The following is a 22,389-nucleotide window of genomic DNA, read 5'->3' as shown; positions in this document are numbered from 1 at the left end:
CTCACTCCTTTGCCCCACTAATACGAATTCTTGGATCAATGACACCGTATAAGAGGTCGATAATGAGCATTGTTAGTACAAAAAAAGCACTATAGAAAAGGGTTAATCCCATAATCGTTGTATAATCATTTACTTTAATTGAATCTACAAATAGACTTCCAATTCCAGGAACTCCAAAAATATTTTCAATGACAAGTGAACCAGTCAACAGACTAACAACAATTGGTCCCAGAATGGTAATAACAGGTATTAGCGCATTACGAATCGCATGCTTGTAAATGATTTTAAACGGTGGAACTCCTTTTGCTTTCGCAGTAAGCATGTAATCCTGTTGCAATACCTCTAGCATTTCATTCCTAGTGAATCTGGCTATTAATGCAATAACCATTAGGGATAATGCAATTGTTGGCATAATCGAACTGGAATAAGACTCCCAAAAGGCAACAGGAAGAATCCCCAACTTCAAACCAACATAATACTGAAGGAGGGCAGCAAACACGAAGTTTGGGATCGATACACCAAGTACAGCTACGATCATTGCTGAAAAATCCCACATCGTATTATGTCGGAAAGCAGCCACAATACCTAGAATGATTCCAATTGTGAATCCTAACAAAACCGCTTGAACCCCAAGTAGAGCGGATGGTCCAATTCGATTTTTAATGAGTGTACTTACATCTTGTCCTTTAAAATAAAAAGATTCTCCCAAATCTCCCTGGACTAGATTTTTCATGTAAAGGACATACTGTTGGGATAAAGGCTTATCTAATCCGTATCTTGCATAAAACTCCATTCTTTGTTCTTCTGATAAATTCGATAGCTTCTCTTCATCAAATGGCGAACCTGGTAATTGTTTCATTAAAAAGAATGTCGCCGTGGCGATAATAAACAAAGTTATCAATATATTAATTACTCTTATAATAAAATACTTTTTCAATAGTCATACCTCCACTTTTTGCGTGGTTAGAGCCTATATTTGTAAGAGAAGGAGAGAAATAGATTCTCTCCTTCTCTTTTCTAATCCTATTCAACAGTTGCCCATTTTAAATCTGGTGAAGCCCCATAAGGGTGTGTCACAATTCCTTTTACATTTGATTTCTGTAAGTATGATAATCCATCATAATATAACGGCCCTACAATACCGTCCTCTAGCAGAATCTTTTCTGCTTCAAGTAATTTTTCAATACGGACATTTTCATCCGCTTCTGATTTTGCAGCATTAACTAATTCATCATACTTTTCATTAAAATAATTACCACGGAAGTGTGGATTAGAAGGGGCATTCCATAAATCCAAGTATGTGATAGAATCGTTAAAATCTGCTCCCCACCTATTAACACCCATTTGATAATCGCCAGCTCTCATTGTATCGAGTCGACCACTATATGGTTGTGTCACAAGGTTAACATCAATCCCTAGATTCTTTTTATATTCACTTTGCAAGAATGTGCCTGTATCCTTTGATACCGTATCGTCTGCTGTTAACAAATCAATGCTAGGCGTTTTACCTAGTTCTTCTACACCTTTTACCCAAAGCTCTTTTGCTTTTTCAATATCTGGTTTAATGACATCACCTTGAAGCTCTCTAAATGATTTACCATCAACACCTGCCATCTTAGTAGCAACAAGTCCGTACGCTGGTTCAGAACCATTATTTAAAATGACATCCGTTAATACTTGTGGGTCATAAGCCAATTGAAGCGCTTTTCGAATATTTTCATTATCGAAAGGCTCTTTCCCAAGATTGAACTGAATAAAGTACGTTCTAAACTCTGTTTCTGTATTAAATTCTGAGCTATCTTTATACGAATTAACATCTGCTGAAGCAAGGTATACCTTATCAAGCTCACCAGCTTCATACAAATTTAGCGCTGTGCTTTGTTCTTTAATAACCTTCATATTAACTTTTTGAACGGCAACTTTATCTTTATCCCAGTATTCGGGGTTTTTTTCCATTGTAACTCCCTGTGCCTGGTCATATGCTGTCAATACATATGGGCCGTTATATAAAATTCCTTCATATGTTAGTCCAAAATCATTCCCTTTTTCAGTAGTAAACGCTTCATTTAAAGGAAAATATGTTACAAAAGCGGTTAATCCTACGAAGAATGGAGTTGGCTGAATAAGCTCAACAACTAGTGTTTTCTCATTCTTTACTTCTATTGCTACTGAATCAGCATCTGATTCTCCAGCGGCATAAGCTGCTCCACCTTTAATATAGTCAGTTAAAATGGATGCATAGGATCCCGCAGTATCAGGGTGCATTGCTCTTAACCAAGAATATTTAAAATCATTAGCAGTTACTGGGTCACCATTGCTCCATTTAATCCCATCTTTTAATGTAAATGTATAAGTTAATCCATCTTCTGATCTTTCATAGCTTTCTGCCATCGCGGGTTGAGGCTCATTATTTTCATCTAATCGGTATAGCCCTTCCATTACATTGTTTAAAATAGCAAAGGAAATAGCATCCGTTGTTTTGACTTGATTTAAGTCGGGGATATCATTATCTAAACTTAAATTAAGAACACTACCACTTTTCCCATCAGTACTTTCAACTGGTTTTTCCCCTTCTTCTTTTTTCACTGTCTCTTTTGAACCGCCACTGAAATTACAGCCGGCTAAAAGTACCATCAAACTAAGTAACAAGAAAGACATCATTTTTGGCCATGTTTTTTTCAAATTTTTAACCCCCCTAATTTTTTTACATTTTTATTAATTGCAAGAAGTATGCCAACTCATAAAAATCATGTATTTATGAAAAAATATGAATTTTCAATAAACATTAAATGTTAATTTATTAGCCAATTATGTAAAAAAGGCTACCATTTTATCTGAAATGGGTAACCAATTAGGAGAATATCTAATCATTTTTAATACGATACATTTGGTATGATCCTTGCATGAGTTATATTGAACCAACAAGGAGGGGTCCATTTGAATTGGAAAGAGGAAGTACAAGAAAGGAAAGATCAATTATTATCAGATTTATCTCAACTATTATCTATTAAAAGCATTAAGGATCCATCTACTGCTTCTAACGATGCGCCAATGGGTAAAAATATTAAAGAAGCTTTAGACTTTATGCTTCAAACAGCCGAGGAAGATGGATTTAGAACAAATAATATTGAAGGATATATTGGCTACGCAGAAATAGGTCCAGCAGATGCATCTGAATATATATCTATTTTGTGCCATCTTGATGTCGTTCCAGCTACAGGAGAATGGGAATCTGATCCTTTTAGTCCGGAAATAAGAGAAGGAAAGCTCTTTTCTCGTGGAGCGATCGATGATAAAGGACCCACAATGGCCGCTTATTATGCTCTGAAAATAATCAAAGAGAACGACTTACCATTAAAGCATCGCATCCGAATTATTTTTGGAACGGATGAGGAAAGCGGCATGTCCTGTATGAAAAAATATGTACAAGTGGAGCCTAAACCATTAACTGGCTTTGCACCGGATGCAGAGTTTCCAATTATTCATGCTGAAAAAGGGCAGATAAACGTTGTTTTGAAATTAAATAACGTTAAGAAAAAGAACCGATATGAGTTGTTATCCTTCTACTCCGGAGAAAAAGGGAATATGGTACCAGATCACGCTGAAGCAGTCCTACAAAGGAATGAACTATCACTTATAAAAGAAAAGTTTTCCTCTTTCTGCAACAAGGAAAATCTCAAGTACTCAGTTAATTTAGAAAAAAATTCCATTCGTTTAACAATAAAAGGGAAGTCTGCACATGGAATGGAGCCTGAGAAGGGAATTAATGCCGGTACAAAACTCGCAAAATATTTAGCTTCTGAAATTCGTAGCGAACCTTATATACAATTTATTTCAGAGCGCTTAGATGATGATCCAAATGGAATTGAGTTAGGTATTTCGTTTTCTGATGACATCACAGGTCCCCTAACAGTTAATCCGGGAGTTTTCCGATACCATTCGAATGAAAAAGCTTATTTGACTTTAAATATTCGCTGTCCTGTTGAAACACCTTATTTACGAACAATTGAAAAGTTAAATGAAGTGATAAAGGATTATGGTTTTGAAGTCGAAGAAGTCAGAGAGAAGAAGCCACACCACGTAGACAAAGAACAACCTATAATAAAAATTCTTCAGCAAGCATATGAACATGAAACTGGAGAAAACGCAGCATTATTAACAACTGGAGGGGCTACCTATGCCCGATTTATTGAGAACGGTGTAGCTTATGGAGCTGTTTTTCCCGGAAAAGAGAATACGGCCCATCAAAAAAATGAATATATTATTTTAGAAGATTTATATAAAGCTACCGCTATTTATGCACGGGCCATTTATAATCTTGCAAATTTATAAAATAACAAAAAAGCAAGTGTATAAAATTTAACACTTGCTTTTTTCATATAAATCAAGAAAACTCTTTCCTTTGTCCGTTATACGGCTACCACTTCTTCCTCTTTCTATCAGAATTAATTCATGATCACTTAAGATTTTTTGCCGATAACGAAGTTGGTGATCCGAAAGTAAGAAACCTTCATAGTTTAAATGAATTAACATAGCAGAACGGCCAGCAGATATAACCTCATTACGATTTAAGTATTCAAGCATTGACAACGCTTCCTCGATAAACCCCTTTTCTATTAAATCATTCTTTATCTTTTCCAGTTCTTCCTCTTTATTTTCTACTATTCGGTAATTTAATAAATCCGCTCCAATTGGAAGTTCTTCTTTATATACTTTCTCACCACTTATATGCGCAACATACTCAACAATATTGCGTAATTCTCTAACGTTCCCTGGCCAATGATAGCTTTCACAAACTCTTAACGCCTCTTGTGTAAAAACAAAAGGTCGCCTTCCTAGCTTCTCTTGAAATTCCTTAGAAAATAGATTGATTAATAAAGGTATATCCTTTTTTCGTTCCCTAAGAGGCAATAGTCTTAGCGGAAGCACATTGAGACGGTAGTACAAATCCTCTCGAAAGTTTCCTTCCTCTATTAACTTTTTGAGATCTTTATTCGTTGCTGCTATGACCCTTACGTCTAAAGGAATAATCTTGTCCCCTCCGACTCTCATAATTTGTCTCTCTTGCAGGACGCGTAGAAGTCGATTTTGAATAACAGGTGAAGCATCTCCAATCTCATCTAGAAAAATGCTTCCCAAATGGCTCTGCTCAAACATTCCTATATGTCCACCTTTTCTGGCTCCGGTAAATGAACCAGATTCATAGCCAAACAATTCACTCTCCATTAAGCTCTCGGATATAGCAGCAAAATTAACTCCAATAAAAGGCTCATACTTTCTTGGAGAAGCATGGTGAATGGCTTGTGCTAGCACTTCCTTCCCAGTACCTGTTTCACCAAGTATTAAAATCGTCGAATCACTTTTTGCTAACCGATTAGCAATTTTCATCATTTCTATCATAGGTGTACTAACTGTTTTCATATCATCAAATCGATATCTCGCCATTAAGTTTTTTTGCTTTGCCTTAAACCGATAATCATGTTCAATTTTTTGATAATCTTCTGCTCGCCGGAATATTACGAGTGTGGACTGTACTTGATTATCAACAATTATTCTCTTTTTCCTCATATAGAAGGTAGTACCTTCTATATCAATAAAATTCTCTTGGCCTACTGCTAAGTTTCTCAATGCTCGATAATAAGATGGAGGAATGACTTCAATGGTTAGCTTTGTTTGATTGACAGCAAGATTTAAATATTCTGCAGCAGTCCGATTATATAATTCAATTTCATTGTCATTATTATATACAATCACGCCATCATCTATATTTTGAACTATGCTCTCTAAACTTTTATGAAGAAGTGTAGATCTAAAAATTTCGTCGCTTAATTCTTTTGAGAGCTCTACTAACGATTGCACAAATCTAGCTGACAAATGGACCTTTGATGAAAACGGGGATATATGAAAGAAATTAAATAGTTCAACTAAAGTGGAGATGTCTATCAGCCGACTCCCTATATTAAATATATTGGTAATCGTTTTCGGTACAATTTGGGGCTCTCCAGGAGTAATAGCCATTGTAATTTCCTTATCAACTGGTTCGTCAGGATAAAAGGGGAAAAGGTCTAGTTCAATGCCTATCTCTTTTAATATTCCAATCGTTTCCTCTGCAGATTGCTTTAAGTCGCTAACTAAATAAGCCTTTGTTCCTTTTGGAATTTCTAGCAAGTCTCTTATCTTAGCATAGTTAATGGTTCTTCTCGTTATTAGATATGGTGTTTTATCATCTAAATAAGGTTTGACCATTTTATAAACAATATTACTTGATATTAATAGTAGCGAGTATCTTTTAATAATTGAGTAATCTAAGTTTTCTATAGTACAAGCATCAATGTCAAAAATTTCCTGTAAACCAATTTCATTCAATTGCTCAAAAAATGTATCTAATGTATTTTCCATATATGTAACAATGAGAAGGCTTTCTTTAACTGACAAGTAATCACCTACTTTTCATATTATTATTGATTTTACCATATATAGTTTTGATTATTCCCATTATTCTATTTTTCAGTTAAGGTTTTAAGAGATTGCTTTGGACTACTTGATTCAGCCCTACTGCTCGTTATCGATACTTACAATTGATGCTCTAATACGGTGACACCCAAATGGATCAGGAAGCTGATTATAAACAGTTTCAATTCTTTTAAAATTAAAAAGACCTCCCTCAAATATTTAGGAATTAAACAAGAGGCAACATTTATTGTATCAAACTGTTATTGATAGGATTGCTGTAATTCCCACCAATTCAATAGTTTAATAAATTTCCCCTTTCATCTTCCTTATCTTCAAGATAAAATAGGGTGTGGTTTATATACATATATGGTAACCTGTGTGATGCTGCAATTTAATTCAATAGATTAAAAAATTTTTGGACAAGGGCAAAATTGCCGTTAAATCTAATAAATCAACATGAAATATACATTTTGGTGGTAAATATGATAATAAAAGATCTTTTTTCTAATTTAACAATTCTTGTTTCACTATTATTCTTCTATGCGCAAGTAACAAAAAATTACCATATGAATAATAACTCCTCTGTTAAAGTAAAAATCATTGCTGGTATTTTAGGTGGAATCGTGTGCAATATTTTGATGCACTATAGTTTACAAATTGAAAGTACAATAATGGACTTAAGGCACGTTCCTACGATTTTGTTGGCTTACTATGGAGGTCCAATTCCTGCACTTATTTCAATGATTCTAACCATTATTGGCAGGTTTTTTATTTCTATGAATTTGGCCTCTTATTTAGCTATCGTTATCAGTGTATCTGGGACATTATTTGCCATTTATTTTTCTAAAAGCCGCTATTCAAAGGTAATAAAAATAGCCTCCATTACAACATTTAACAATCTAATATTTTCAATAATATTTTGTTTTCTTGTTCATGACACCCTATTAATAGTAAAAGCAATCCCTTTATATTGGGTGATTTCCTATTTTTCTACGTATTTGGCATTTTTTGTTTTAGGCTATATTCGCCAAAGTCAAAGGCTATTTAATAAATATCAAGAGGAATCGAGAACAGATGCTTTAACCGGTTTAAATAATATAAGAAAATTTGATGAAGTGTATAACCAATTAATAAGTAATTTAAATACGGATAAAATGAAGTTATCAGTCCTTTATATTGATATTGACTTTTTTAAGGGAGTTAACGATACATACGGTCATTCAGAAGGAGATCTTGTGTTAAAAGAGTTAGGATACATCCTTATTAAAAACACGAGACCTTTTGATATAGTTAGTCGTAACGGGGGGGAAGAATTTACTGTTTTACTAGTAGATTGCCAAGTAAACGAAGCCGCTGTTATAGCCGAGAATATAAGGAAAAATGTTGAAGATATTCCTTTTAAATTGAGTACAGGTAAAGAACTTAAACTTACTATTTCTATTGGGGTAGCCAGTTATGGAGATACGACTAAAGAACCCAAAATGCTGATAAAGGATGCTGATAAAGCATTGTATGAAGCTAAACATACAGGGAGAAACAAAGTTTGCGTTGCTAGTCTGTAGTGATTACGGGGATTTACTTCAAAAATAGAAGTAAAGCCTTAGTTATTTTTAAGAACCTTATTTCCAACGAGGCTTCTTTAAATTGAACCAATTCCACTATTTGATAAGGTTTACAGTAATCATCGCCTTGCTTATTTAAAGTCAAAGGCACTTTCTGTTGACCTGATTTATTATTGCCTAGTGACGCTATTAGGTTCTAGAGAGTATACAGTTTTAACATCCCTTTTTCCGAAAAGAGCAACTGCCCCTGCACATATATCGCTTGATTTACTCGATTGTATCGAACAATTCTACATCTATTTTTTCGCTATCCTTCCAATCATGAAACTTTTCAATATGCCAAGTATTTTTTAGTCGTACATAGTTGTTATCTTCAATCCACTTGTGTAAATCATCATATGCTTCCATTATTTTAGAATTGGAACCTTTATGTCTCACCACAGCATATTTTTGAGATGGAATGGTTAGAGTCACCATATCAGTTGGAATATCCTCGTACGCTAATACTTCAACACAAACCCAGTAACCATCTTCACCAACCGTTTCGTTTTCCACGACAAATGCACCAAATTGTTCATTTGGGTTAACAACCTGTTTAATTTCGCTTACACGCTCACTTAATTTTAATGAAGCTTTCGGAATTTCAACTAAATATTGATCACCAGCACACAAAACTCGAAATCCTACTAACATTAATTCATCCATCTTTTTAATTGTTTTATTTTTCATGATTATTTCTGACATCCAAATACCCCCTCGTAACACAATAGTTTACATTTCTAGCAATCCACCATAAATACCTTCTCTTTTTACAATTAACTAGATAAGACTTCCACAATGATAGTCAATATATGTTGAATGAGTTGAGTAGAATTTCCTAATAGAATCGATAGTACTCCAACTAATTCCTCTCCCTTTCAAGCATATATAATCTCTAAGGACTGTTAAATTACCTATTGCAGGATTTCGGTAGAAATAAATCGAATCACTATAATCATTAAAAGATTGGAGGATAATGATGATTGAAGTTAGAAGAATTAACCCAGAAATGACCTATCCCCTTAGACATTCTGTTTTACGCCCTTATCAGCAAGTAGAAGACTGCATGTACGATACGGATCATCAAGATGGGGCATTTCATGTAGGGGCATTTTATCAGGAGCAATTAATTAGTGTTGCCTCTTTTTGCATTGAAAGAAATCCAGATTTCCCTGCCGAAGAACAATATCGATTGCGAGGAATGGCGACTCTTCCTTTGTTTCGTAAGCTTGGGGCTGGCAGGGAAATCGTTACCTATGCGGAAAAAATAATCGCTGAAATTGGGACACGCATTCTATGGTGTAAAGCTAGAACAACCGTTCAAGATTACTATACTAAAATTGGCTTTTATCCTCATGGGGAGGTTTTTGATTACCCGCCTATTGGGCCACATATTATTATGTTTAAAAATACTAAAAAAAATAGGCTGTGAGATTCCCACTTAGAACCTATCCGTGCAAATCTCACTTTCAACTTTTTTTGTTTTTATTACACATATGTGTGATAAATACCCCATTTCTATATTTTTTTAATAATTATTTCCTATGGGGAAAATACTCAAAACAAAAAACCTAAGAATCTATGAAATAAGATCCTTAGGTTTCATTTAACTTTTTTATCATTAAAAAGAGTGATATCCTTGTTACTTTTTATAATTTCACCCTTTGCAGACGAAGGGCATTAAGTACGACGGAAACGGAACTAAAAGCCATTGCTGCTCCTGCAAGCCAAGGGGCAAGAAAACCAAATGCAGCTATTGGAATCCCAATTGTATTATAGCCAAATGCCCAGAATAGATTTTGTCTGATATTGCGAATCGTTTTCTTACTCATGAAAATCGCATCTGCAATACTATTCAGATCACCGCGAATTAACGTGATATCCGCTGCTTCCATCGCTACATCTGTCCCTGTTCCAATCGCCATACCAATATCCGCTACAGCTAGTGCCGGTGCATCATTAATTCCATCTCCAACCATTGCCACTTTCTTGCCCTGATGTTGAAGCTTCTTTACTTCATCCGCTTTTCCTTCAGGCAACACCTCTGCAATGACATGTTCTACACCAGCAAGCTTAGCAATTGCTTGAGCCGTTTGCTCATTGTCACCAGTCATCATAATGACGTCTAAGCCCAATTCTTTTAAGCGCTGAATTGCTTGTGATGATGTATCCTTTATCGTATCAGCTACGGCAACAATCCCTGCATATACACCATCAATTGCTACGAGCATGGCTGTTTTCCCTTGCTTTTCTAGCTGAAGCATATCAGGTAGGATATGATTGATTTCAATCGTATATTTCATCATTAATCGTCTTGTCCCAATCAGAACTTCCCTTCCATCTACACATGCTTTGACCCCATAGCCTGGGATAGCCTCAAATGCAGAAGGGGTATGAAGGGGGATCTGCTTATCTTTAATTCCCTCCACAATCGCCTGTGCAAGTGGATGCTCGGACTGCCTTTCAGCTGAACCGACTAACGATAGAAAATCTGCTTCGGCTTGGTCACTAATGACATCTGTTAATACTGGCGTTCCGTTCGTAATCGTCCCTGTCTTATCTAGAATGACTGTGTCAACTCGATGGGTCATTTCAAGATGTTCTCCACCTTTAAAAAGTACCCCATATTCTGCTGCTCGACCGGATCCAGCCATAATAGATGTCGGAGTAGCTAGTCCAAGTGCACATGGGCAAGCAATCACAAGGACGGCAATTAATTTTTCAAGTGCTTCTGCAAAATCACCAGGGGCAACAAGGAAATACCAAATAAGAAATGTAAGCATAGCAATGCTGACAACGATAGGTACAAAGATGCCAGAAATCAAGTCAGCCAGGCGTTGAATGGGCGCTTTTGATCCTTGTGCTTCTTCTACAACTTTAATAATTTGTGCAAGTGCTGTTTCTTTCCCAACCTTCGTTGCTTTCATTTTTAAAAATCCATTTTTATTCACTGTCGAGCCAATGACTATATCTCCTATTGTTTTATCTACTGGCACACTTTCTCCTGTAATCATAGATTCGTCTAGTGCAGACTGCCCATCCAAAATCTCTCCATCTACAGGAATTTTCTCACCTGGTTTTACTAGAATCGTATCACCAGTCATTACTTCTTCAAGTGGGATTTCCATTTCTTGATCAGCTCGTATAACCGTTGCTGTTTTTGCCTGAAGACCCATCAGTTTCTTGATAGCTTCAGAAGAACGGCCTTTTGCTTTCGCTTCAAAAAGCTTGCCAAGAAGAATTAATGTAATAAGGACGGCACTCGTTTCAAAATAAAGATCAACCATATGTGCATGACTTCCAATGGATTGAATGGATAAATACAAACTGTAAAAATAAGCAGCAGACGTTCCTAATGCAACTAATACATCCATATTGGCACTCTTATTTCGCAACGCTTTATATGCACCTACATAAAACTGCCTCCCAATGACAATTTGGACAGGTGTTGCGAGTACCAATTGGAACCATGGGTTCATGAATACATCAGGTACATAAAGGAAGGAAGTAAAACGAAAATGCCCAGCCATTGCCCAAAGAAGTGGAAGAGATAAAATGAGCGAGAAAATAAATTTCACTTGCTGCTTCTTTATTTCTTTTAAGCGATAGTCACTCGTTTCTTGATCATTCTCTTCTGTTTTTATTGTGGCGCCATAGCCAAGCTTTTCAACTCTTTGCATGATCTCAATTGGCGATATGACAGACGGATTGTATTCAATATTTGCCTTTTCAAGCGCTAGATTGACATTTGCATGAATCACTCCATCCATTTTATTTAAGCCTTTCTCGATTCGGGCTGAACAGGCTGCACATGTCATTCCTGTAATATCTAATTCACTTTTTTCCGTGACCACATCATAGCCTAGTGCTTTAATTTTATTTTGTATGTCAATTGGACTCATTGTTGTAGCATCAAACTTTACTGTTGCCTTTTCAAGCGCCAAATTAACGTTGGCCTCTTCCACTCCATCCATTTTCTTCAAACCCTTTTCGATTCGAGCGGAACAGGCTGCACATGTCATTCCCGTAATTTGAAAATGACTTTCAAGTACTTTTTCACCCATATTTCAGTCCCCCTATACCTATAGTGGGTATGTTTTTATTAAAAGAGAACGTGCTATCTCTAGCACGATCATCTAGTAGCACCCATTTATAGACGGTTTCGCACCAACTATAAACAAAGCACTATTTATTTTACATCATATCCTTGATCATCAATTGCCTCTTTAATCTGTTCCACAGTCACTTCATCTGTACGGTACTCAACATCTACAGTTCCAGTTTCAAGATGAACTTGTACTTTTGAAACACCTGCTAATTCTCCAACGCTTCCTTCTACTGCTTTTACACAATGACCGCAAGTCATTCCTGCCACATTTAAAGTTACTTTTACCATACTAAACATCCCCCTATTTTTTCATTAATTTTTGGATGGTAATGAGAACCTCGTCTAATACTTCCAGATCCCCTTCATTTAGGCGATCAACGACACATCCCTTTAAATGGCCCTCAAGAAGAATTTTCGCTACACTATTTAATGCAGATTGAGTAGCCGAAATTTGTGTAATCACATCATCACAATAAGTATCTCTTTCAATTAACCCCTTTATTCCACGGATTTGCCCTTCAATTCGGTTCAAGCGTGTCACAAGGTTTTTCTTCACTTTATCAGAGTGATGGCTTTTTCGATCACTCATACTCGCACAACAATGCTCTTCTTCAGGCAGCACTCCATTTTTATCTAGATCGGATCCCATTTGGTTCCCTCCTTATTATTGATAATATCATACCCCTGTATCGTATGTGAAGAGGAGAGATTATAGATATTTTGTGAACATTTTAATAAGAATAGCATAAGTCTAGTATTCCTTAAATGGACCCCGCTTATTATGCAGGCGCATATAAACGAGGTCCCTTTTTCCTTATATAGCTAGAGTACAAAAAAAGCTTACAACCCTAATCAGCTTAATATGTAAATAACATACATGCTAGCTGAAAGCCGCCACCAATCGTCCAAAATAATACGGTATCCCCTCGTTTAATTCGCCCAGTCTGAATTCCTTCATGCAGAGCAATAAAAGGACTGCTTGTACCTGTGTAACCAAACTGATCACCTATATACATGATTTTATGATCTTCTATATCGAAGTGGGATTGAACTCTCTTAATATTTGCGATTGAAAATTGAGATAGGCAGAACGCATCTATATCCTTTATGCTTAGATGATTTCTATCCAAAATTTTCTCCATCATTTCATAAGTAGGTGCTAATGCCATATCTCCATCAAATGGAATCCAATCAATGCTCTGATCCTTCGCTTCTCCACGAATAGTTTTTGTTAAGCCATGACGAGGAAAGAATGTATTCGCATGTGTCACTGAATTGGTATGATAGATGGAATCAATAAAACCTGTATCTTCTGTTGTTTTCTCTAAAATAATCGCACAAGATGCATCACCTAAATTCCCATAAGTGATGGCCTGTTCAGGATTTCCCATCAGTGTATTAAAGTCTGAACCTACAACTAATGCTGTATGAACATGTTCATTTTGCAGCAAATACCTTGATGTTTGATCGATTGCCACCATCATCCCTGCACAGTTAGCATTCGAATCCATCACCATTGTATGATGCCCGGCCTTAAGTGCATGATGCAATTGAATAGCATTTGTTGTTGCTAAATATTCAGGGGTTTGTGATGAGAAAACAATCATATCCAATACATCCCCTGTCATACTCGCCTTCTCTAGTACATGCTTGGATGCTTTAAGTGCCATTGTGAAACTATTCTCATCGTCTTGATCAATGACATACCGTTTATCTCTTCCTAATACATCTTCTAGGAATTCCTTCACATCATTCCCCTGTTTTTTATGCTCTTCAATATAAAATTCATTCGTTACTATGTTTTCTGGATGATATATAGCAATCTCTTTTATTTTGATTGATGTCATGTATTTACTCCTCCTGATTTTCCACATAGTAAATAAGACAAGATCGGTTTCCCATCTTGTCTTATCTATTTTACTTATATTTCAACAATTTCAGCATTAGTGAAGTTTGCATTTTTAAGGATGCGGTTTAATTGCATTTTAAGAATCGCGCTTTTCTTAATTTTAATATTTAACTTATTAAAGCCTGAACTTTGATAAAGTCGAATGGAATTTTCCATGCTTGGAATCATCTCTTGTGTCAATACATCCATGTCTGTTGAATCAACATTCAATACAAATTCTTCCGCTTTTACACTTTTCGCCTTCGTTGTATAATCTTGAACAAATTCTTGAACCTGCTCTGGTGTAAATGTTCCAACAATCACCATATCCATGCTCTTTGCACCATGATTAACTTTAATTGAAAATGAACCTGCTTTTGCCAACTTTACATCTCTCCTCTTTCACTTTACATTTTTCTACCATTGTCCAGAGAGGTGCCTTCTTAAAGGGTTATTATTTATTTGCCAGAAATGAAAAAGGCTATCCTAAATTAAATAGAATAGCCAAATTAACTAAATTTATCATTTGGCAACCAGGCGATCATAGTTAATGCCACTACATTAACCTTAGACCCTAGGCTTTGCGTCCTACCCTTTCAGATAGTTTGCCTTTTACTCTCATTTTATAGGACTATAATAATATTACCATTTTATTATATAGGAAGTTATGAATAAACCCAATGAATATCCTATTAAAAATACGTTTTTAATTAAAAAGTAGATTAATGTTCATATTTGAACACAGCAATTGAATCCCGTAATTCTCCAGCCATTATAGAAAGGGAACGTGAGGAAGCAGCAATTTCCTCCATAGAAGCCAGTTGCTCTTCTGTTACTGCTGCTACATCCTCTGAATTTGAGGCATTTCCTTTTGCTAATAATGTTAGATCTTTAGCTGTCAGCTGGATCTCTTGAATCGCAGTAGTCATTTGTTGTGATGCAACAGATACCTCTTCCATTTGTGGTGTCATTTCTTTAGTTTGAAGAAGAATTTGGTCAAATTTCTCAATCGCCTCATTCGAAATCTTCACACCACTTTGTACATCTCCCATTACTTGATTCATAATTTCAACAGATTTTTCTGTATCCATTTGAATGCCATAGACAATCACTTGAATCTCTTTTGCTGATATTTGTGATTGTTCGGCAAGCTTTCGAACTTCATCTGCAACAACGGCAAACCCTTTGCCCTGCTCACCAGCCCTAGCTGCTTCGATTGCTGCATTCAAGGCAAGGAGATTCGTTTGATCCGCAATCTTGGTAATCGCAGCCAAAATCGTACCTACCTCTTTCGAACGTTCAAATAATGATTGAATCATCTGATTTGATTCGAAAACTGATTTTTGAATCGATTTCATTTGATTTACAGTATTAGTAACAGCATGGCCACCTACTTCTGCCTGAGTCATTGTCCCATGAGCAAGCTCCGAAACCTTCTTCGAATTTTCTGCAATCCGTGCAGCACCTTCAGATACCTCAGTTAAGACTTCTACATTTTTTCGGTTTCCATTTGTTTGTTTCTCGGCATTACTTGCTATCTCTTGAATGGCTGAAGCTACATGCTCTGTTGCACTCGTTGTATGCTCTGCACTTGCCGTTAATTCCTCTGCTGATGATGACACATACTCAGCATTTTCATTCACTTGCTGAACAAGCCTTCTCAAACTTTCCTGCATCTCATTAAAAGCGATTCCTAATTGACCGATTTCATCATTTGACAATATTTCAATCTGTTCAGTTAAATCCCCTTTACTTATAGTTATTGCTTTATCTTTCAACTGTTTAAGCGGACGAACAATTGACTTTATAATAAAGAAAACAAGAATTCCACCAATCAACATAGCAATTATTATTACTACGATTGTTTTATAGTAAATTGGCTTCATTGCGTCAATTATTTCTGATGAAACAACATTTCCTTCAATTTTCCAACCCGTTAATTCATTCGTTAGAAAACTCTTTTTTCGTTTCTCACCATTTAGTATATACTCAAAACGTCCCTTTTCTTTTTCATAGACCTGATCATAGAATGGCTCTACTACATCACTTCCAGATACTTCATCAGGGTGATGAATATACTTACGATTATCAGCTAAAAGAGCAGCATAACCAGCTTCTCCAATTTTCACTTGATTGACTAGCTCTTGTAAATAGTCTAAATAGAGATTAACAGCAACAACACCTGTCCCATCTTCTATTACCCTCGAAATAGTTATAACCATCTGATCTGTACCAGCTGAGATGTATGGATCAGATATAATTGTGTCCCCTTTATGAGACATTGCATCCTTATACCAATCTCTATTTCTTGGATCATAATCAGCAGCCATTTGCACTTTCGGTTCTTGAACAAATAGACCTGTCTCTGTTCCAACATAAACACTTTGCGCTTCTGGATGTAATAAAGCATACTGATTTAATTTCGTTCGTAATATTGGACTCTCATCCCCATTATACAATTGGGAAGATATTTCTTTATATAGATAATCTATATCATGAACTTTAGGCTGAATTGTGCTATTAATGGTTTTGTTTAAAAAAGCGATGTTCTCATCGATGCCAGTCAATATCTCTTCTTCCACGGTATTCTTAGCTGTTGTACTAGCTAATAGGCCAATTACCAGACCGGGAATAATTAGAATAACAGCAAATGCGATAGATAATTTTGTATTAATATTTTTCAATAAATAGGAGATTTTCCTCATATGCCTTCCTTTCTACCATTACAGATTGTAATCGTCTCTTTAATTACTACTCTTAAGTACTTTTTAAACACCTTAATAGTATAAAGCAATCATAAGGTGATACTATTCAAAGTTCAACATAATTCTACAAAATTCGCTAAGCATTTTTTACCTTATTAATATTTTTCTAAATTGTATACTTATATGGTTTTTACTATAAAGACAGGAACCCTCATAAAAGTGCTCATCCTTCATTTATTGCAAAACATATCATTCGTATCATCTATTCGAACAACTAACCTTTCAATAAAAAAACCCACTCTTCATTAAACTAGAATGGGCTTAGTAGATGCTGCTGTATTAAATTTATACTCTTTATTTGATTTTAATCTTTATATCCTGTCTAATCTCGGCAGGATAGTCTAACAATTCGAGTTTAATTGGTCCGGATATATTTTCATTTGTTGGGAATGGGACCGTGTACCAGATGGAATGACCGTCTAGAGTTGCTCCAACATACCCTTTATGATCAATCTTATTTCCAGCACTATCTGAAGCATAAAGTATAATTTGATGGTCCATAAAGTCACGATTGGCTTCAAGTTGAATAGCAAGTCGATTACTTCCCCTTTCAACTTTTTTCAGCAACTCATCCTTTGGTGCTTTCAAAATCTGATTCGTTTTAGGATCTATTTCCACCCAAAGCTCATCCTTTTCAAGGGCTCGTATTGAATCAAAGCGCAAATATAGCTTTTTAGGGGCGGAAAAGTAATGGCTTTCCAGATAGATAATCCTTTCATTCTCACTAATCCAAGTATCATCAACTTTATTCGAATTCCAAGATTCTCCCTTTCCATCCTCCAATCTAAGCCCCTCTATTCCAAATATTTTTTTACTATTTTTAGGATCATATTCTACATGTATGGCTGTATGAGTGGGGTAGGATACAACCTTTTTAACAGTCAGCTTTTGATCTTCTACTTCTATTTTTTGATTAAGTGTATACACCTGTTTAGATGCAAGCTTTTCTTTATCCAGGGTGATTGGGATGTTCCACTTATCTTCAAAAACTTTCCCAGAGTTTAATCCCATTTCAAAGGAGATGATTAGTTTATCAGGAAGTACATTATCTTCTGCCAATGAAAATCTAACCTCTGATAAAGCACCTTTATCACTGTAAGATCCCTTATTAATTTTAAAGGGCAGAGACTTGCCATCCTGATCCATTAAATAGATTTCTTTTAAACCGAATTTTTCATCTTTTGAAGAATACTTAAAGAATACAATCAAATTACTTTCATCATGAATGACGGAATCTATTGTTACCTTGAATCCTTCATGTTCATCGGAAAGATTAACCTTTTGAATATGATCATTCTCCATTGCCGCTAATAATCCCTTATCATTCCTAATCAGCTCCACAACCTTTTCCAAACCTGGAATATTCATTGCGTAAGCAGCAACTGTATCGGAAATTTTCACTGAAGAGATGAATACAAGCATTAGAATACTAGCTGATAACAAGATTTTAACTGGAAGAAGTCTCTTCCTCTTTGCTTTCATTCCATTTGCCCGTTTTATTCCTTCAAGGATGGCATGATTTGACTGCTCATCTGAAATGGTTAATTGACTATAAGCAGTTTTTGTTTTCTCCAATTCCTCTTCCTCTCTCGTAAAATCAAGCATGAAGCCCACCCCTTTCATCTAATTGATCCCGAAGTGCTTGCAATCCTTTATATAGCCATGTTTTAATCGTACTCTCTGGACTTTCGAGAATTTCAGCAATATCCTTAATTTTCAAGTCATGATAATACTTGAGGATAATGACTTCTCGGCAGCGGGAATCAATTCTTTGCAAGGCTTCCTCAATTTCTAATGAACGATTATAATCCACTGTTTCGACTAGTTGATCAATTACACTTGAATCTGCATTTCTTTTCCTTTTTCTGCTTTGATCATGGCAATAATTAATCATAATACGGATCAGCCAAGTAGAGAAATATGTAGCATGCTTAACTTTTTTAATAGAGCAATAGGCTCTAACAGTCACTTCTTGTAGCGCTTCTAATGCTTCTCCCTCATTCCGCAAATACGAAATCGCTATTCTTAACAAACGTTCTTTATGTAATTGCATCAGCTCATAAAAAGATGCATCATCCCCCTTTTTTGCTTTTTTAATTAATTTCTCAACATCCAAGGAGACTCCCCCTTCCTTCTTACTAATCATTAGACTTGCAAGTGTAACAAAAAGTCTTAATTTATTTTGAGAATAAGTTCAATGTATTCTTTAATAGGTCGTTTTTAATCAATTAACCTAAAATCTAGAAAAATATGTATAATCTTTATCCTAAAGACCGTCCCTTACATAAGAACAAATAAATATTTGTCTCTTTTTTAGAACTTTTGTCGAATCTATTTCGAAATATGAAATAACTCCTATAATAGTAGATAAGTGATCATATCTAATAGGAGAATGGACAAATGAACAAGACTACACTTGAACAATTAGTACTACGTCGCATTAATAAAATGAGGAGGGAGATGATCCAAACGGCTCATCGAACAGGCATCGATAGCATCGAAACATTACACTGTAGTCAAAAATTGGACAAGTTGATTTATCTACATCTTGTGCATTTCTCTTAATACATAGAATAGCTTATCGCCTCATCCGTTCATCAAGAACGGATGAGGCCTTTCTATTTTCTCACATGTTTTTCTTTATCTATTATGAAATGCTCTAGTTTCGTCAATAATTATGGGAGACATTACGCTTAAAATTACAGGAGTGTTCACATGCCATACCATTTCTTCAACAGCTTCTTTCGACTGCCACTGTTTATAAGAGTGCTTATTATTGCCCTAATTGTGATTATCCTATTTGGCTCATTTATCCATGTGATTGAACCTAAACAATTCCCAACCTTATTCGATGGAATCTGGTGGGCCATTATTACGGCATCCACTGTTGGTTATGGAGATTTTGTTCCAACAACGATAAGTGGGAGAATTACTGGAATTGCCCTTATTTTTGTCGGTGCTGGTTTTTTAGCTACCTATTTCGTTGGTTTGGCAACAGCTGCTGTAACGAAACAAAATGAATTATTAGAAGGGAAAAGCATGTTTAAAGGAAAAGATCATCTCATTGTGATCGGATGGAACGAACGAACACGAGAAATTCTTCATACACTTTACTCGAATAATAAGAATATCACCATTGCATTAATAGACGAAACACTAGAAAAAAACCCACTGCCACACATGAATGTGCATTTCATTCAAGGCCGTTCTAATTTAGACAAGGTTCTTATGAAAGCTAATATTTTCGATGCAAAAAAAGTCATCATTACGGCAGATCCAAATAAAGGTGAGTTGCAAGCGGATATGAGTTCAATCATTACCCTATTAGCTGTAAAAGGACTAAATCGTGAAGTACAGTGCATTGTTGAGATTTTAACATCGGAACAAGTGGCAAATGCAAAAAGGGCAGGAGCAGATGAAATTGTGCAAACAAATATCCTTACAAGCTTTGTGATAATTAATAGCATTTCATCCCAGCAACTTGTCACATCCTTTTTAGATTTATTGAACCAGCTTGATCGACGGAACCTAAGCTTTAAGCCTTCTGTGCCAGAAATAATCGACATGACATTTATAGACTTAAGCTCGATGCTATTGAAAGAAGGAATCCTTCTACTGGGCATAAAAAGGGGGGAGGAAACATGGTTAAATCCACCACATCCATTCACCATTACCGATCAGGATCAGCTTATTGTCATTATGAATGAATAACTTGGAACTTTGGCATCCATAGGTGCGTGTTCAAAAAGGAGGACAAAAAGAGCCGAGAAGTTGAAGGATGTGCAGCTTAGAGCATCGGAGCGTATATCTTTGGTACGTGAGGAGCGGATAAGCAAACTGAGCAGAAATTAAGGCAGCTTTTTTCCCGGACTTTTTGAACAACCTCTATAAATAATTTACAAATAAATAAGAGTGTCATCTATTCCGATGACACTCTCTCCATTATTTAATCCGCTTCTCTAACTCCGCCTTCTTTTCTTCAAAGCCTTCTTTTCCTAAAAGGGCAAACATATTCACCTTATAAGCCTCTACTCCAGGCTGGTCAAATGGATTGACACCGAGCAAGTAACCGCTCATTGCACAGGCTTTCTCAAAGAAATAAACAAGATAGCCAAATGTAAAGGCATCTAACTTAGGAATTGTCACAATTAAATTCGGCACACCCCCATCTGTATGGGCAAGCATCGTCCCTTCAAATGCTTTCTGATTAACAAAATCCACACTTTTCCCAGCAAGATAATTTAAGCCATCTAAATCATTCTCTGCTTTTTCAATGAATACATCATGACGCGGCTTATCTACTTTAAGAATTGTTTCAAATAGGTCACGTCTGCCTTCTTGAACATACTGTCCAAGAGAATGTAGATCGGTTGAGAAGTTTGCTGAGGATGGGTAGATTCCTTTCTGGTCCTTCCCTTCACTTTCTCCAAATAACTGTTTCCACCATTCTGCAAAATATTGAAGTCCTGGCTCATAGTTTACGAGCATTTCAATCGTTTTTCCTTTGTTGTACAAAATATTTCGGACAGCTGCATATTGGTAAGCTGCATTTTCAACAACTTCTGAACTGCTGCACTCCTCAACTGCAAGTGCTGCTCCGTTCATCATTTGCTTAATATCAACCCCACTAACGGCAATCGGCAATAGGCCTACAGCAGTTAACACAGAATAGCGCCCGCCAATATCATCTGGAATGATGAAAGTTTCATAGCTTTCTTCTGTTGCTACTGTTTTTAATGCCCCACGCTCTTGGTCTGTTGTTGCATAGATTCGATTGCGCGCCTCTGCTTTTCCATACCTTTTTTCTAACATCTCTCGAAAAACCCGAAAAGCAATTGCTGGTTCTGTCGTTGTCCCTGATTTCGAGATGACATTAATCGAAAAGTCCTTCCCATCTAGGAGATCCATTACATCCTTCATATAGGTTGAACTAAGGTGATTGCCGACAAATATCACTTGCGGAGTCGTGCGCTTTTCCTTCGGTAGGAGATTATAAAAATGATGATTAAGCATTTCAATTGCTGCACGTGCACCCAAGTAGGAGCCGCCAATGCCAATTACAAGCAAAATATCAGAATCCTGTTTGATTTTTTTCGCTGATTTTTGGATTCGAGCAAATTCTTCTTTATCATATGAGATAGGTAAATCCATCCACCCTAAAAACTGATTGCCTGCACCTGTTTGCTCATGGAGTGAGTGATGTGCAACTTTTACAGCATCTTGCAAATAGGTGATTTCATGTTCTCCGAAAAATCCAAGGGCATTTGTGTAGTCAAAATGAATATAGGTCATTTATGTACCTCCATTTGCTATGATTTCTTTTTACAAGGCTCTGTTATAATTAGATATTGATTACCGTGTTTGAAAAATAAACGGAGAAATTCCGGTTAAATTGGGAAATACCTATATTTCCTTAAAAATAAGGGAAGTTTTTCCGCTTATATGATCCAAATCGATGATTTTTGTTAAATTTAGAGAAGTTAAGCGGAATTTCTCCGCTTATTTCTGCTTATTTTGATTCTTTTTATGGAATAGGCGGAATTTTTCCGCTTATTTGATCCAAAACAATGATTT

At 36.0% G+C, this 22,389-nt stretch carries 18 protein-coding genes and 1 riboswitch; of the genes, 5 read left to right on the top strand and 13 right to left on the bottom strand.

Translation table 11 applies throughout. The features are described 5' to 3' along the window. Window position 1 precedes the first annotated feature (1 nt). Window positions 2-937, bottom strand: a complete 936-nt coding sequence (locus J2Z40_RS14900) for an ABC transporter permease (RefSeq protein ID WP_066397160.1) — start codon at window positions 935-937, stop codon at window positions 2-4. Window positions 938-1,023: 86 nt separating this feature from the next. After that, a complete protein-coding gene (locus J2Z40_RS14895) occupies window positions 1,024-2,682 on the bottom strand; it encodes a peptide ABC transporter substrate-binding protein (protein WP_066397162.1) in 1,659 nt (552 codons plus the stop codon). A gap of 255 nt (window positions 2,683-2,937) precedes the next feature. Between J2Z40_RS14895 and pepV the strand changes: the two genes are divergently transcribed. Then, window positions 2,938-4,332: a dipeptidase PepV gene (gene pepV, locus J2Z40_RS14890; protein WP_066397166.1), complete on the top strand. Its 1,395-nt coding sequence runs from the start codon at window positions 2,938-2,940 to the stop codon at window positions 4,330-4,332. A 27-nt stretch (window positions 4,333-4,359) separates the two neighbouring features. Here the strand turns inward: pepV and J2Z40_RS14885 are convergent, their stop codons facing one another. Then, entirely contained in the window at window positions 4,360-6,435 is a 2,076-nt protein-coding gene (locus J2Z40_RS14885) for a sigma-54 interaction domain-containing protein (protein ID WP_083953949.1), read from the bottom strand. 500 nt (window positions 6,436-6,935) lie between these two features. Here J2Z40_RS14885 and J2Z40_RS14880 point away from each other — a divergent pair, with 500 nt between their 5' ends. Beyond that, a complete protein-coding gene (locus J2Z40_RS14880) occupies window positions 6,936-8,015 on the top strand; it encodes a GGDEF domain-containing protein (RefSeq protein WP_245350118.1) in 1,080 nt (359 codons plus the stop codon). A gap of 267 nt (window positions 8,016-8,282) precedes the next feature. On the opposite strand, the gene J2Z40_RS14875 is transcribed toward J2Z40_RS14880, so the two are convergent. Continuing rightward, window positions 8,283-8,759 (bottom strand): GyrI-like domain-containing protein, encoded by a 477-nt coding sequence (locus J2Z40_RS14875; protein ID WP_066397172.1) that lies wholly within the window; start codon window positions 8,757-8,759, stop codon window positions 8,283-8,285. Window positions 8,760-9,033: 274 nt separating this feature from the next. Here J2Z40_RS14875 and J2Z40_RS14870 point away from each other — a divergent pair, with 274 nt between their 5' ends. Continuing rightward, a complete protein-coding gene (locus J2Z40_RS14870) occupies window positions 9,034-9,486 on the top strand; it encodes a GNAT family N-acetyltransferase (protein WP_066397174.1) in 453 nt (150 codons plus the stop codon). 217 nt (window positions 9,487-9,703) lie between these two features. Here the strand turns inward: J2Z40_RS14870 and J2Z40_RS14865 are convergent, their stop codons facing one another. From J2Z40_RS14865 to J2Z40_RS14830, 8 genes are all read right to left on the bottom strand, one after another. Beyond that, window positions 9,704-12,118, bottom strand: a complete 2,415-nt coding sequence (locus J2Z40_RS14865) for a heavy metal translocating P-type ATPase (protein WP_066397175.1) — start codon at window positions 12,116-12,118, stop codon at window positions 9,704-9,706. 125 nt (window positions 12,119-12,243) lie between these two features. Further along, window positions 12,244-12,450: a copper chaperone CopZ gene (copZ, locus tag J2Z40_RS14860; RefSeq protein ID WP_066397178.1), complete on the bottom strand. Its 207-nt coding sequence runs from the start codon at window positions 12,448-12,450 to the stop codon at window positions 12,244-12,246. A gap of 13 nt (window positions 12,451-12,463) precedes the next feature. Beyond that, window positions 12,464-12,811 (bottom strand): metal-sensitive transcriptional regulator, encoded by a 348-nt coding sequence (locus J2Z40_RS14855; protein ID WP_066397179.1) that lies wholly within the window; start codon window positions 12,809-12,811, stop codon window positions 12,464-12,466. Between the two features lie 208 nt (window positions 12,812-13,019). Continuing rightward, on the bottom strand, window positions 13,020-14,009 hold the full coding sequence (locus tag J2Z40_RS14850; protein ID WP_066397181.1) for a 3-oxoacyl-[acyl-carrier-protein] synthase III C-terminal domain-containing protein: 990 nt from the start codon (window positions 14,007-14,009) through the stop codon (window positions 13,020-13,022). Window positions 14,010-14,083: 74 nt separating this feature from the next. After that, window positions 14,084-14,434: a hypothetical protein gene (locus J2Z40_RS14845; RefSeq protein WP_083953950.1), complete on the bottom strand. Its 351-nt coding sequence runs from the start codon at window positions 14,432-14,434 to the stop codon at window positions 14,084-14,086. A 141-nt stretch (window positions 14,435-14,575) separates the two neighbouring features. Further along, window positions 14,576-14,670: riboswitch (cyclic di-GMP riboswitch) on the bottom strand. A gap of 102 nt (window positions 14,671-14,772) precedes the next feature. Beyond that, on the bottom strand, window positions 14,773-16,755 hold the full coding sequence (locus J2Z40_RS14840; protein ID WP_066397184.1) for a methyl-accepting chemotaxis protein: 1,983 nt from the start codon (window positions 16,753-16,755) through the stop codon (window positions 14,773-14,775). A 354-nt stretch (window positions 16,756-17,109) separates the two neighbouring features. After that, a complete protein-coding gene (locus tag J2Z40_RS14835) occupies window positions 17,110-18,420 on the bottom strand; it encodes a DUF4179 domain-containing protein (protein ID WP_066397186.1) in 1,311 nt (436 codons plus the stop codon). Next, window positions 18,413-18,931, bottom strand: a complete 519-nt coding sequence (locus J2Z40_RS14830; RefSeq protein ID WP_083953952.1) for an RNA polymerase sigma factor — start codon at window positions 18,929-18,931, stop codon at window positions 18,413-18,415. Before J2Z40_RS14830 ends, J2Z40_RS14835 begins: the two co-directional genes overlap by 8 nt. Window positions 18,932-19,215: 284 nt before the next feature. On the opposite strand from J2Z40_RS14830, the gene J2Z40_RS14825 reads away from it, so the two are divergent. Beyond that, window positions 19,216-19,380 (top strand): aspartyl-phosphate phosphatase Spo0E family protein, encoded by a 165-nt coding sequence (locus J2Z40_RS14825; protein ID WP_083953953.1) that lies wholly within the window; start codon window positions 19,216-19,218, stop codon window positions 19,378-19,380. 150 nt (window positions 19,381-19,530) lie between these two features. Beyond that, window positions 19,531-20,526, top strand: a complete 996-nt coding sequence (locus J2Z40_RS14820) for a potassium channel family protein (RefSeq protein WP_066397190.1) — start codon at window positions 19,531-19,533, stop codon at window positions 20,524-20,526. Window positions 20,527-20,757: 231 nt separating this feature from the next. Here J2Z40_RS14820 and J2Z40_RS14815 read toward each other — a convergent pair whose 3' ends face one another. Then, window positions 20,758-22,107: a glucose-6-phosphate isomerase gene (locus J2Z40_RS14815; protein WP_066397192.1), complete on the bottom strand. Its 1,350-nt coding sequence runs from the start codon at window positions 22,105-22,107 to the stop codon at window positions 20,758-20,760. Window positions 22,108-22,389 lie beyond the last annotated feature (282 nt).

It is taken from the genome of Cytobacillus eiseniae (genome assembly GCF_017874625.1).
Lineage (GTDB): Bacteria > Bacillota > Bacilli > Bacillales > Cytobacillaceae > Cytobacillus > Cytobacillus eiseniae.
This window is presented reverse-complemented; position numbering and strand designations above follow the sequence as displayed.

Excerpts from the sequence above, each read along its gene's own strand:
- J2Z40_RS14880 (WP_245350118.1), top strand. The coding sequence starts at position 6,936 with ATGATAATAAAAGATCTTTTTTCTAATTTAACAATTCTTGTTTCACTA.
- J2Z40_RS14875 (WP_066397172.1), bottom strand. The coding sequence starts at position 8,759 with ATGTCAGAAATAATCATGAAAAATAAAACAATTAAAAAGATGGATGAA.
- J2Z40_RS14870 (WP_066397174.1), top strand. The coding sequence starts at position 9,034 with ATGATTGAAGTTAGAAGAATTAACCCAGAAATGACCTATCCCCTTAGA.
- J2Z40_RS14865 (WP_066397175.1), bottom strand. The coding sequence starts at position 12,118 with ATGGGTGAAAAAGTACTTGAAAGTCATTTTCAAATTACGGGAATGACA.
- copZ (WP_066397178.1), bottom strand. The coding sequence starts at position 12,450 with ATGGTAAAAGTAACTTTAAATGTGGCAGGAATGACTTGCGGTCATTGT.
- J2Z40_RS14855 (WP_066397179.1), bottom strand. The coding sequence starts at position 12,811 with ATGGGATCCGATCTAGATAAAAATGGAGTGCTGCCTGAAGAAGAGCAT.
- J2Z40_RS14850 (WP_066397181.1), bottom strand. The coding sequence starts at position 14,009 with ATGACATCAATCAAAATAAAAGAGATTGCTATATATCATCCAGAAAAC.
- J2Z40_RS14840 (WP_066397184.1), bottom strand. The coding sequence starts at position 16,755 with ATGAGGAAAATCTCCTATTTATTGAAAAATATTAATACAAAATTATCT.
- J2Z40_RS14835 (WP_066397186.1), bottom strand. The coding sequence starts at position 18,420 with ATGCTTGATTTTACGAGAGAGGAAGAGGAATTGGAGAAAACAAAAACT.
- J2Z40_RS14825 (WP_083953953.1), top strand. The coding sequence starts at position 19,216 with ATGAACAAGACTACACTTGAACAATTAGTACTACGTCGCATTAATAAA.
- J2Z40_RS14820 (WP_066397190.1), top strand. The coding sequence starts at position 19,531 with ATGCCATACCATTTCTTCAACAGCTTCTTTCGACTGCCACTGTTTATA.
- J2Z40_RS14815 (WP_066397192.1), bottom strand. The coding sequence starts at position 22,107 with ATGACCTATATTCATTTTGACTACACAAATGCCCTTGGATTTTTCGGA.